This is a genomic window from Paractinoplanes lichenicola, from assembly GCF_016785085.1.
Taxonomy (GTDB): Bacteria; Actinomycetota; Actinomycetes; order Mycobacteriales; family Micromonosporaceae; genus Actinoplanes; species Actinoplanes lichenicola.
The window spans coordinates 50,937-63,312 of the sequence record NZ_JAENHO010000020.1 but is presented as its reverse complement, the minus strand read 5'-3'; the positions used below and the strand labels follow the sequence as shown (position 1 = coordinate 63,312).

At 65.1% G+C, this 12,376-nt stretch carries 10 protein-coding genes; 2 read left to right on the top strand and 8 right to left on the bottom strand.

Annotated elements, in window-relative coordinates; all coding sequences use genetic code 11:
• Positions 1-51 precede the first annotated feature (51 nt).
• The 5 genes from JKJ07_RS45620 to JKJ07_RS45600 form a co-directional block, all read right to left on the bottom strand.
• Complete coding sequence (locus JKJ07_RS45620) at positions 52-1,182, bottom strand: tyrosine-type recombinase/integrase (RefSeq protein WP_307834784.1); 1,131 nt, start codon at positions 1,180-1,182, stop codon at positions 52-54.
• Between the two features lie 161 nt (positions 1,183-1,343).
• The gene (locus JKJ07_RS45615) at positions 1,344-3,296 is read right to left on the bottom strand and encodes a hypothetical protein (protein ID WP_202998343.1); all 1,953 of its coding nucleotides are present in this window, start codon (positions 3,294-3,296) and stop codon (positions 1,344-1,346) included.
• Positions 3,297-3,462: 166 nt separating this feature from the next.
• Positions 3,463-5,004 (bottom strand): ThiF family adenylyltransferase, encoded by a 1,542-nt coding sequence (locus JKJ07_RS45610; RefSeq protein ID WP_202998342.1) that lies wholly within the window; start codon positions 5,002-5,004, stop codon positions 3,463-3,465.
• 9 nt (positions 5,005-5,013) lie between these two features.
• Positions 5,014-5,379 (bottom strand): hypothetical protein, encoded by a 366-nt coding sequence (locus JKJ07_RS45605; RefSeq protein ID WP_202998341.1) that lies wholly within the window; start codon positions 5,377-5,379, stop codon positions 5,014-5,016.
• Between the two features lie 89 nt (positions 5,380-5,468).
• Positions 5,469-5,657 carry a hypothetical protein gene (locus tag JKJ07_RS45600; RefSeq protein ID WP_202998340.1) on the bottom strand — a complete coding sequence of 63 codons (189 nt, stop codon included), beginning with the start codon at positions 5,655-5,657 and terminating at the stop codon, positions 5,469-5,471.
• 114 nt (positions 5,658-5,771) lie between these two features.
• Between JKJ07_RS45600 and JKJ07_RS45595 the strand changes: the two genes are divergently transcribed.
• Positions 5,772-6,671 (top strand): hypothetical protein, encoded by a 900-nt coding sequence (locus JKJ07_RS45595; protein WP_202998339.1) that lies wholly within the window; start codon positions 5,772-5,774, stop codon positions 6,669-6,671.
• Positions 6,672-6,699: 28 nt separating this feature from the next.
• On the top strand, positions 6,700-7,287 hold the full coding sequence (locus tag JKJ07_RS45590; RefSeq protein WP_202998338.1) for an STAS-like domain-containing protein: 588 nt from the start codon (positions 6,700-6,702) through the stop codon (positions 7,285-7,287).
• Positions 7,288-7,388: 101 nt separating this feature from the next.
• Here JKJ07_RS45590 and JKJ07_RS45585 read toward each other — a convergent pair whose 3' ends face one another.
• The 3 genes from JKJ07_RS45585 to JKJ07_RS45575 form a co-directional block, all read right to left on the bottom strand.
• Complete coding sequence (locus JKJ07_RS45585; protein ID WP_202998337.1) at positions 7,389-9,551, bottom strand: restriction system modified-DNA reader domain-containing protein; 2,163 nt, start codon at positions 9,549-9,551, stop codon at positions 7,389-7,391.
• A 17-nt stretch (positions 9,552-9,568) separates the two neighbouring features.
• Positions 9,569-10,240, bottom strand: a complete 672-nt coding sequence (locus tag JKJ07_RS45580; RefSeq protein WP_202998336.1) for a hypothetical protein — start codon at positions 10,238-10,240, stop codon at positions 9,569-9,571.
• Positions 10,241-10,810: 570 nt separating this feature from the next.
• Complete coding sequence (locus tag JKJ07_RS45575) at positions 10,811-12,310, bottom strand: SEC-C domain-containing protein (RefSeq protein WP_202998335.1); 1,500 nt, start codon at positions 12,308-12,310, stop codon at positions 10,811-10,813.
• Positions 12,311-12,376: the final 66 nt, after the last annotated feature.

Below are 12,376 nucleotides of genomic sequence, written 5' to 3'. Positions count from 1 at the left end.
CACGGCGGGGCTAAAGGCGGCTTTAGCTGGCGCGGTTCTCCACGGATCTGCTTACGTGAGGAGAAGGCTCGTGGCGCCGTTAGCCCAGTTCCGCGGCGGCCTCGGTGAGATTTTGGATGCTGTCATCAGCTCAGCGATCCGGTCCGTGGCCTGCAGGCGCCTGGCCGCGTTGACTCGGGTGTAGTAGCGCATGAGGGTGGTCGGATCGTGGCCGAGGCGCTCAGCGACTTCGTGGACGCCGTAGCCGGCGTCAAGCAGCGTCGATGCGATCAGGTGCCGGATCTGGTGCGGGCCGATCGGCCGGACCTTCGCGGCTGCGGCCAGCTGGTTGAACCGGTCGGTGAGGTTGTCCGGGCGGATCGGCTGACCCCAGCGGCCGGCGAACACATATCGCGACGCCGGCCCCGCTGCGAGCGGCCCGAGCAATTCGAGTGTCCCCGGATCGAGGACCAGCGTTCGTACACCGTTGTGCGACTTCGGCGGCTTCACCCGAAGTCGGCTTCGGGGATCTTCGACCACCAGCTGCCGCCGCACGGTCAGGGTGCCTTGCAGCGGCTCGAGGTCACCGCAGCGTAGACCGCACAGTTCACCGCGCCGTAGCCCCGCCACCAGCAGCAGTCGCCACAACGGATACTGACGGTCATCCGCGACGTGGTCTCCGAAACGCCGCGCCTCGTCGAGCGACCACACCGGTCGCTCTTTGTCGCTCTCGCGCGGCATACGCGCACCCAAGGTCCGGCCGACCTGCTCCACGAACGCCTTCGACAACACCAGATTCAGCGTCCGCAGGGTGGTACGGGAGTAACCGCAGCCTTCCAACTCCCGATAGGCACGCTCGACCATCCGGGCACTGAGCCGTCCGGCGCGCACGCCACCCACGTACGGGTAGATCAGACCGAACAGCCACCGGTAGCCGTATACCGTGTTCGGCTCAAGCTCCTGCTCCCGGGACAGCACCCAGCTCTCACAAACGGTCTGCACACTGTCACTCAGTCGTGGCTTCGGGTGCTGCGCGTCCCGCTGCCGGCACAGCCGCTCATATTCAGTTTTCGCCGCCTTCGCCGTGGTGAAGCCGGACCGCCGGGCCTGCACCCGAGTCCCTTCGTTGTCACGGCCCATCTCCAGCCGGAACCCGAACAGCCCTGTCACCGGGTCTTGAACAATCGCTTCGGTATCGGACACGGCCCGCACCTCCGCTCCAGTCATGGCTCCCAGATAAGAGGAACCTTCACCTTGACCAACGAGCCGATCAAGGATCGGCAACCCACGGGCGCGCCGATGTCACTCGATCGGGAGAGGACCAGAACCACATTGACCGGAGTGCTCTGTCGACGATGCAGACGTCAATTTTCGGTGAAGACTTCGCCAGCCCGGCCGACAGTCTCGGATGCATGCAAGATTGCGGCGGCCGCGTAGGCAGCCGCGGGGACGACCCGGTGCACGGGCCACTCCGGCGGTAGACACCCATGCACGGAGATCGCATTGATCACTTCCTGCGCGTCAGCAGCCTGTCCCGTGCCGTTGTCGATGGCGTCTACAGGGTAGCCGTGCTGCTGAGCGACTTGCACGGCCTCTTGTACCCAGGTTGTGGCTCTGGTGAGTGCGGCGGGTTCTAGGCGAGGGTCGTCTCCGGTCAATCCAGGTAGCTCTGCGATCAGGCCTGCCGCCGCGAGGGGCGATACTTGCGCGGCCAAGCCGAGCATGGCGGCGCGGATCGCGGCGTCGTCGTTGTCTCGGTGCAGGACCGTTGCCGAATGCATGGACGGCTCGATCAGCAAGTAGTAGGTGATCGAACGCGGTGTTGACGCTGGGGTTCCATCCGTGGAGCGCGAGCCAGAATCGGCTGTCCGTACCGCCGCCCCGAGGACGGTGAGCAGGAACCGAATGCGTTTGGCCATACCGGGGCCGCCTGCGAGCACCGCTTCTAAAGCCAGGTGCATGTCGTTGTAGGCATCCGCGTCTTCGTCGGGGTCGTCCCGTTCGGTTTCCGACAGCGCCGCGGCGTAAGTGTCGATGCCGGGGCGCAGGCGGGCAGGGATCCGCTGCTGCGCCAGCGCTGTCTTCAGGGATTCATAGCCCGCCATCACCATGGTGGCGTTGAAGACTTGGTGAAAGGCGGTGACATCGTCGGCGGTATCCGCGATCAGGGTTCCGGCGGCTCGGCTTTCGAGCAGGTCAGGATGGCGGATCGCCAGCCATACAAGGACATGCGCCGCGCTGGCGGAATACACGTCGGCGTCGTCGTCTTTCGCGGCTGTCTCGTTGTCTTCCTCTTCCTGCTCGGCGTAAAGGGAGACAACCTCGTCGTCGCCGAGCTGGTCTAGGACCTGCCAAGGCCCGCTGAGGGAGGCGAGCGGCACGCACAACGTGGCTGCTGCCCGAAGCCCAGCCCACAGCAAGATCCTCAGCTGGCGGTTACTGCGTGCCTCAGGTTCCTCGGATCTTTCGTCATCGGCGACACGGTTCCATTGGAGGTCGTGCGCCTCCATGAAGTCCTCGACGAGAACGTGCCCGCGCATCGCGTCGTCTGTTAACTCTTCTTCGTCGAAATCATCTCCGTCGTCGTCCTCGTCGCCGGTCTGTCGCGCCCGCTGAAGTAGATCGTTTGCCAGGGCGAGGTCGCCCGAGCCGTGGACGATCAGTTTGGCTTGTGAGCCTCGCTGACTCTCAAACCTGGCGGCACGGATGAGCAGAATGCCGAGCGCACGAGACAGTACGGTTCCCCAGGGATACTCAACGGATCCGGCGACGATATCGTCAGTCGGGTCACGATGCGCGCGTTCGGTGGGATGCCAGATCGCTCGGATGGCGGCGGCCAGCAAGTACTGCCCTGCCAGCTCCTTCACGTTTTCGTCGAGCAGCGCCGACAGGGGCCAGCGTGGTCGCGGGTCGGATTCCTCGTCGGCTATCGGGGGAAGCCAGTTGTCCTCGTCATAGGGCTTGTCGAGTGGAGAGATCTCAAGCCCGCTCGGAGCGTATTCAAGTAAAGCCGGGCTCCAACTGGTGAGATGCCGCGCCAGCGCGGCAATGACGACCGACGCCTGCATGAAGTCGTCGCAGTCCAAGACCACCAGGACGATCGCGCCTCCCGGATACCCCAGGATCCGATGATCGAGGACCTCCCCGCCAGAAGACTCTTCATCGCCCATTTCATCGTCGGACTCGTCGTCGTAAACCAGCGGCGCGTCCCAACCGTTCTTGACAGCATCAGCAACTGCATCGATCAACGTGGAAACGCCGCCATCGTCAGCTTCAGGACCAGCAATGGTGACTCGGCACATGTACGGCAAGACCACGCTCCTGCTAGTGATAGCCATGTTGGACGACGGCGTCAGACCGTTGTCGATCCACGACGTTACTCGATTCGGCGAACCGACCACCGCCCTGCAGCCGACAGCCAATCAAGGCTCATAGGTCTCGCTGTGTTGCTCCCCGTAGGAGCGCCCTGCATCAGTGCAGTCGCTACAGCATCCTCGTGAGGTGATCGTCGAGGTATCGCCCGAGGCGGACACGGAGTCGACGCCCTGCGTCGTTGCGGAGTACGCGGGCCTGCTCGGCAGCTCGGTGCCGGCCGGTGACAGTGAGGCCGTGATGGTCGCCGGTGGCCTGAAGGGTTGTGCTGTAGGGACACCCGGGCTCGCAGTTCTTAGTGTCACGATCGAGCACACCGGTAGTGAAGTGGTGAAGGTGCGCACCGACGTCGCCGATCCCGCTCGGCGCAATAACTGCGGTGAGAAGTTGCGAGACCTCGTTGCTGGCGGCAGCCATTGAGAACGGGAAGACGTTCTCGTTGCGGCGTAGCGGGTGGTCAGGGTCGAGGCCGGTGATGTAGGCAGGCTCGTCGAGCATGCCGGTACGTTCGGCGCCAACGAGAGCCGGGTCGTACTGCCCGAGGCACTCCATACAGCGTCGGCCGGGCGCGACAAGGTGCGCGCGCCACTCGGCGCCGTTCAGGCCGTGTTTTCCGGCGCGGATGAGGATGCCGCCGTCGATGACCGGGATGAGGTGGGCGTAGGCGACGAGGTTGAGTACCGAGCGTGGCCAGGGCCGGTCGACACACGAGAACACCACGTCGCAGTCGAGTACCTGGGCAAGGCCTGCGGGTTCGACGACCGAGAGGTCAAGGCCGCGGATCTGCGCTCGTTCGGCGGTGGCGGAGTGCCGTAGCGCGCGAGCAAGGACATCAACTTTGGCCCGGGCGAGGACGGCATCGCGCTGGCGGGCATGCAGCAGCCGGTCGAGGTTGAGCATTTCGACGGTGTCGAAATCGAGCAGCGTGACCCGCTCGACCCCGACTCGAGCGAGAGCCTCGGCGACGAGTACGCCGACGCTGCCCGCGCCTACGACACCGATGTGAAGCCGAGCGAGTCCGGCCTGCACGTCTGGCCCCCAGGCGGAGATGGTGCGGGCCTGTCGGCTACTCGAACGAGGTACTTGTCGTGCACGGTCGTTCCAGGTGACCGCGATTCGGTCGCCGACAAGTCGGACGTTGTCGCACCACGCGGGCTCGTATCGACGGCGACCGGCACGTTGCCAGAATCTGCCGCTGAAACTGTGGTCGTCACTGGCGAAGGTGAGGCCGAGCAAGGGTAGGCCAGTGATAGCGGTGGTCTGCCCAGCGTGGCCGGCCTCAGCGGCGTGGTCGTCGGGGCTGAGATCCTGCCAGCCGCGTCCGCGGGGGTGGGTGTGGATCAGCGCGAGGCCGCAGCCCGTTTCGGAGGCGCGCGCGGCGGCGCGGAGAAAGTATGGCGCGTTGAAGGAGACGTTGCCGTGCACCTGACGGTCGCCGTCTCCGGGTGGAACGATCTCGGTGATGATCGCGGTGGAGCGGGTGGCGCCGGTGCTGGGCCGCCAGAGCAGGAAGCAGAGATCCTCCTGGCCGTCGTGTCGGTGCAGGTGTTCGGTCAGGCTGGCGGCGAGGTCGGTGGTCATGACCACCGACCAGGTCCGCGCCGGCCCACCGAACGCCGTATCGACCGGCACGGCGCTCGTCATGGTCGACATGTCTATCTCCTAAATCTGGGAAACAAGGGTGCGCAGGTGGCGCAGATATCCGCGGACGGTCCGGTCAGCTGGCCACTGGTAGGCCGGTCGGCTCCAGTACGCCCAGTCCGGCCCGAGCGGGGAGGGATGGACGGCGCCGTGCGGGTGGTCAAGGCTGGGCCGCAGATGTGGGCCGGACGGCGGTGACATCGGCCAGTCGCCTGGGATCTCCAGGCCGACCTCGATCTCCTCGCCCGCGCGGGAGCCGACCTCGATCGTGTAGAGGAAGACCGCGAACGTGCGTCCTTCGGCGATTCGCTCGCTCGCGCAAAGGCCAGAGGCCGTGAGAGCGGCGACGAAGCCCGCCGCGCCCACATTCGGCTCGGTAATCGTCATGACGTCGGGGTCGGGCCGGTCGAGACCGACACAAACTTGTCTCCGTCGTGGACCCGGATGGCGGTGTCTCCGCGCCCCTCGTAGGACGTCTACTCGCGGCCTTTGACCTCCACCAGGTAATGAGAGGCCGGGTCGATCCCCGCCCTCACGAGGATCTCGTTCGGGGTAATCCGGTCGACGCGGACCGTGATCCGTTCCCCGTCGACCTTGAGGGTGATCGGCCGGTCGTGATCGTGACCGCCGTGACGGTCCGCGTCGGTTTGCGTTGGCAGTACCATCGGGCACTCCTTAGAGACAAGGGCTCTCGCCCGGTAAATCCCGCCGGGCGGCGGTTTCATTTGGAAAATTTAAACCGCTGAAGGCTTGCTGTCAACCCCTTCGCTCATCACGCCGTGAAGTTGGCGATCGGTCGCCGGCCTGAGATGCTGGATGTCGTGCTCATTCGGCTGTCTGGTCGCAAACCGCTGCTGCGCGCCGAGTTGCAGGCCGACTATGTCGACGATCAGAACACCCTCGTGCTGGACGCTGCGTGCCTTCAGCACGCCGGACCGCTGGAACTCGCCGCGATGGTCAGCATGGGCACCTGGGCGGCGTACCAGAATCGCAAAGTAACCCTCTTCCCGCCCTACGACCAGAACGTCGCGTCGTACCTGACCCGAATGAACGTGACCGAACACCTCGGCACGGTGGCGAAGGTCGAGGGCCCCCAGGTCTTGCAGAACCGGAAGGACCGGTCGGAAACACTGCTTGAGGTCACCAAGGTGACGCCGAGTAACGCTGACGATGTTGCGCGAGCCCTGGGTCAAGTGGCGATCAGGAAATTTGGTATGCGCATCGGCACCGCCGTCTACCAGAGCGTGGGCGAGCTCATCCTCAATGCCACCACGCACGGCCTCAGCAGCGCTGACGCCTTCGTGGCAGCTCAGCTGTACTCCGGCGCTACGAGCGGAAGGCCAGGCCTGGAGGTGGCCGTCTGCGACTCAGGCGTTGGCGTCCTCGAACACCTCAGGACCAGCGCACGCCACCAAAACATCAATGACGGCCCCTCCGCACTGGAACGCGCCCTCGAGCGAGCGTTGACCTCGAGCGAAATCGACTCAGTCGGAGGGAGGGGCAACGGACTCGGCAACCTTGGCCACTACGCCACGCGCGGCGGAGGCGGCCGTCTCACGCTTCGCAGTAGCGGCGCCGTAGCGGTTGTCGAACTAGACGGCAATCGCCCCACCCTGTGCAACTCAGTGGCCACCCAACTGGACGGCACCTGGGCGTCGCTGCGCGTCCACCTTCCATAGCCGTGCGTATCGTGTTTCAATCTGTCAAGTGAAACCGGAACCCGCCGCACCGTTCACGTTCCCCGTCGCGAAGGTCAAGGACTTCCTGACCACGCGCGACCTCGCCAAGCGCACTTTGCGCGATCTGCAGGACGAGACGCCAGAGAACACAGAGACCGTCATCATCGACTTCGACGGCGTCGTCGCCATGACCATCAGCTTCGCTGACGAGTTTCTCGGCGAGTACTACAGCGCGCTCGCTGGCCGCGACGCTCTCCCCGCAGTCGTTGCGCTCACCGGGCTCCACGAAGAACTGCGCGAGACCATCGACATATGCCTCCAACGCCGAGACCTCATCGCCGCTGAAGAACGATTGGGCGCCGTCACACTGCTCGCCGCATCGAACGTCATTACCGAAACGTTCGAACTCGCACAGGAACTCGCACGCAGGGTCGGCGCCTTCACAGCCATGAACGCCGCCTCACAGCTTAATATCAGCGCGCCTAACGCAAATAACCGCCTCAAAAAACTCGTAAGCGCCCGCGCACTCATCCGCCAGCACGGTGTCGCTGAACGCGGCGGAAAAGAGTTCACCTACGTCCTGCCCAAGCTCGCAGCGGCCACCCCACATAAGTGACGTCGCCCGCGAATTTGTATTGGCGCGCGAGCAAACTCCTGTCGTCTCCAGCAGGCGCAGGATGCTCACGCTCGAGCGGGCCGATAGGTTCTTCTCCGGTGTCAGCGACGGCGCTCGTATCTCGTCCGCACCTCGGCGAGAGTTTCCTTCCCCTCACCGATGCGCCAGAAGGTCCAGCCGTTTGCGGATTTTCCGTCGAGGACCGCTTCGGCCGCGGCGGTAGGGGAAGGGAAAGGTTCGCCGCTCGCGGTGCGGATTCTGCCGTCGCCGAGCAGCGTCGCGCGGAACATTTTTCGGTTACGCATGCCTGCAAGGCCCGTCTCGGGAGCGAGCATGCCTTCTCGGATGAGTTCGGCGAGGGTGACGCGCGACCTTCTCCGCGGCCTGGCCCTTGACGCGGCGGCCGGTTCTGTAGGGAGGATAAGGCCGAGCCGGTCCGCCGCCCAGATCTTCTCGGCCATGGCCTTGAACAACCGGCTACGGGATTCCACGAACTCGGGAATGGGCACGGTTTCGTCGTAGGCGCGGAAGTCGAGGTTCTCGTCCTCCCGGAACCGGCGGAACCGTACTTCACCACGCCCGTAGCTGTCGGGGTGCAGCGAGCCGGCCAGCAGGTAATGGCTGCGGTATGCACTGAGCTTGTCGGCAAGGCGCAGGGCACCGAGGCTCGCATTGTCCGAGCCTTCCAGCAAAACCAGGGCGCCCAGCCGGCTGCGCTGGCGAGAGTAGGCGTCGCCGTCGGGGAGTGGGTCGCGGTATTCGGCGTGCCTACTGGTGAAGAGATGTTCGACCTCGTGGCCTCGGCCGTCGATATGGCTAAGCATGTGCACGGCGCGGTCGCCGCGGCCTGTGCGTGATTCCAACCAGGCGGTCAGCCGGGCGAGGAAATAGACGACGAAAGGCCTGTTTCCGCGCTCGCGGTAGCGCAGCGTCAGCACGCCGCCAAAACGCGGGTACCACTCGGCTGCGGCTTTTCCCAGGGCGACGGCGAGGTCATGCACCGTCCGGGATTCGCGCACCGCCGGCCGCAGTTCGCCGACCAGTTCGTCGATCTCGGCCTGCCCGTAGTTCTCTGCGACCAGGCCACGGGTGACGACGAACAGGTCGAGGAAGTTGGCGACCAGGGTGGCCTTCCGGTGCATGACGTCCTCGTCGTCGCCAGATCGGATGGCGGCCATCGTGAGGTCGAACTGCCGGATGATGCCATTGGAGGTGTTGAACCAGGTGCCGAGGTGACCGTCTACCGGTGCGGCGGCCCAGCGCAGCAGATCCGCGTAGAACGGGTAGAGCGGCTGCAGTTCCTCGGTGAAGAGCGTGGCGTGGTCGCCTGTCTTGTAGCGCGGCCAGATCGCGTCCTCGTGCCGCACGAGCCATTCGTGCGGTGCCTCGTCGAGGGTGATGCCGTCACCGTCGTCGGGGTGCAGGTGGAAGTAGTGCGCTCGCAGTACGCCGCGTACGAAGTCGAGCGTCGCGTCCTTCGCCACGGCGTCGAGGGTGGCCTGCATGGACTGCCAGCCGGCGTCGTGCACGCCCGGATCGGGTAGCGCGTCGCTGAGCAGGTACTGTTTCAGCAGGTCGAGTGGGGTGAGTCGGACGCCGCGGTCGTTCATCGCCACGAACATCTCGAGTGCGCGGTCGGGGTCGCCGGCGTCGAGTTCGACGAGTGATACCCGTTCGAGCAGCCAGGTGACGAAGTTCGGTAGCGCCTCGCCTGGCAGGTTCTGCAGACAGAACTGGGTGACGTCCTGGTAGGCCTGGAACACCCGGACGACGTCCGGGCCGCCGTACGCGCCGAACTCCTTTCCGTTAAGTAGGTCGTTAAAGCAGGCACGATAACCGATGTCGGTGATAGTGAACTGTCGTCTGACGGGGTCGCCGCCGAGAATCAGCGTCCGCAGGTGAGCGCTCTGGTCCCTGGTGTCCTCGCGCGACGACGTCAGGTGGTAGAGCCGGATCAGCAAAAGCAGGAGGGTGACTACCCGTTGTTGCCCATCGGCCAGGTATTTCCCGTCGGCGCGGCGATAGGTGATGACCGAGCCGAGAAAATAGGGCTCGTAGGTCATGGCGTCGGCAACCTGGTGGTTCTGTTGCCATTCCCGCTCAAATTTCTTGACCAGGTCGAGCATCAGTTTTTCGACCTGGAGTCTCTCCCAGGCGTAGCGGCGCTGGAAATAGCCAAGACCGTAAGCATTTCCCTCGAAAAGCATGCGCACTGTCGCGGGTCCGGCCTGCACGATCTTCTTCGGATGTGATGATCCGGACATGACGTCCCCCAGCGAACTCAGGAAACCGGTTCGGCCTGCGCCTTGAGGACGACGATCGGTTTGCCTATTCCGGTCCAGATGAATCCGCAGCGCCTGATTCTGACGCGCTCTCCGGCGCGGGCATTTCCTTCGTGCCGCTCGGTGGTGAAGTCCACGGTGGCACCGACGGGACCGATTACGTCCAGCCGATTGTCCTGGGCTTCACGCATCAGCCATGCCACGATCTCGGGGGCCTTCTGGTCCTCGGCGGCGAGCTGGTCGGCGCCTGCCACGACGTCGGCCAGCAGTGTGACCTTCTCCCGTGTGCTCTGCTCAGTCCAATCGGGCCTGGCTCTAGGACCCGAGTTCTCGACGGCGGCCAGCACATTCTTGATCGCCTTGACATACGGTTGCACGATCCAGCTGCGGCTGGATTTCAGGGCCAGGCCGGTCAGCTCGGTCAGCGCTTGTCCCGAGGTGACTGTGACGGGCGACCATTCGTAATGAGTCTTGTCCGGCCGGACGATCTGTGGATGCTCGGCGAGCCTTTTCTGCGTCGACTTCCATCGGCGGTTCACGGTGGCAGGATCGGCACCCGCGCGGACGATCACGTCGCGGACATCGCGGAGCTGAACCGGGTGTCCGGCGCGTTCGATTATTTCCGCGAACACGGATTCCGCGTCTTTGTCGAATCGATCGAGCAGAGCCACGCCGTCCACCTTCACCGTCGGCTGGGCAGTTACCAAATGTAGTTCTTTTATCGACCTACGGTAACATCATAAACATCGATCGATGATCGCCGAGGTGTCGTCACCGCGACAACGTCGTCGCCTTCCGATCAAGGGGACTGATCAGGTATGCCGGGCCGGGCATGATCTGGTTGAGCCGGATCAGGACGTGGCTGGACTGATGTCAACGCCGATCCCCGTGCTGCGGCCTTGCGGCCTGGGTTGCGTAGTGACCTCCAGCCAGCCAGCGTCCAGCAACACGTCATCAGTGAACTGTCAAGGATAACAACGCCCGCCTAGTCATCCCGCCGCCCGGCAACACGTGGACGTCGACACTTCCATCGCCGGTTGACCGCTGGTGGCTCGCTGCAGGCTGACGGACGGGAACCGGTCTTCCCACGGCAAGCGTCCCGCGCCGTCACAGGACCGACTCTGAAGCACAGTCCTGGCCACGGGTTTGCACAGCGGCGCTGAGGGCGCACACGGTCCTCACGGCTCGCCAGCTCCGCCTGCCGGCGGCCGAGGCACCCGGTCGCCGTGGGACCGGGCGCTTCAACGCCGGAGTCGAGGGGTCCGGTTGGCCAGATAGAACAGGTAGGCTGCCTCGCGCCGTCGCGCCGCGCTGTCGGCCAAGTTCGGCACAAGCCCGCCGACCACGCTCAGGACGCCACCAACGATGGCCGCGGGGCCCGCCGCGCCCAGGGCGATGGCGCCGAGTCCGGCAAGGGCGGGGACGAGGACTTTCCAGCGGCGCTCGGTGTGGACAGCGGCTTGAAGTTTGCGGCTGGCGTGGGCGAGTTCGTCACCGAGCCCGGTAAGGGCGTCAGCGCCGGCGCCGAGGTCACGAGCGCCGCGCAGAGCGTTGCGGACCTTCTGGCGAAGATCCTCGACGGCTTCATCCTCAGCGGCAGCGCGGGCCACGGTGGCGGGATCGGCGCCGGGCAGGATGGGGATGTCAGCCCAGACCGCAGAGTGGATCGGTTGATCGGGCAGTGCGCCCTTGCGGGCGAGAAGCCGAGCCCGGAAGGGCGAGGTGGTGAGGTAGTCGGCAGCGAAGACTTTACCGGCGATGAGTCGTTCGTTGGCATGCCGCAGGTACTCGCCGACGGCCTTGTCGAGGTTCTGCTGTTTCCAAGGGTCGTAGTCGTGGGCGGGGTCGTAGTTGCCGAGGAGATCGGCGGTGAAAGCGTTCCGGCCGTCGGGCTGCTCGTTGACGACGGTGCGCCGCGACAGCAGCCACATCTGCCCGGAGTCGAAGTCGTCGATCGCGTTGATGAACATCGCCTCGCGGGCGGTGGGGCCTTCGACGATGAGCTGGCTGCGCACCCAATCGGTGAGATCGCGACGCCGCAGGTCGCGTTGGGTCATCGCGTCGACAGCCCCGGCTTGAGCGGCGACGCCGAGCGCTTCGGGGACAGGCACGACGACGCCGGCTTCGATAAGCGGGCGAAGACGGCGCTGTTCGGCGATCGCTTCGCGGACCGTATCGTCGTCTCGGTCGTCGATGAGAGCGGCGAAGACTCGGTCGGGGACGCAGACATGATCGGCGAACAGCAGGGTCTGACCTACGAACCGGGCGGCATCGACCTCGTCGTTCCAGAGGATCGTCGGCCGGCCCCCGGGCCGAAGGTCCAGCTCGCCAAGAGCTTGAGAAACAGCAACGGCGATATCGGCGACGCCGTCGGCCAGGGCATCACGGTCGTGCTGCGTGTGGTCGAAAACCTCGAAGCGTTGTTTACCCAGAACCGGAAGCGGTTGCGTGGTGTACCGGGGCGCGTCCAGCAGCACCTGAACGGCGGGGTCGATGTCGACCGGGCGGCTCTGTGGCCGCCCGAGCGGCAGGACCAGAGGGACACCGGCATCGGGACGCCGGAGGGCGTCACGGGTCATTGAAGTGGTCGGCGACAACCACACGCGGTCTGCGTCGTCAGGATGCACGATCGGTTGACCGGGAACGGACGGCGGTTGATGCCGTCCGTGACAAGCCTTGTACTTGCGGGCCGCACCACACCAACACGGGTCGTTGCGCCCAAAATCTCTCAGCGGATCCATCGAGTGAAGTGTCGCAACGACGGTCAAGTCTCGGCGTCCGCCGCGACGACGGCACGCGGGTAGATC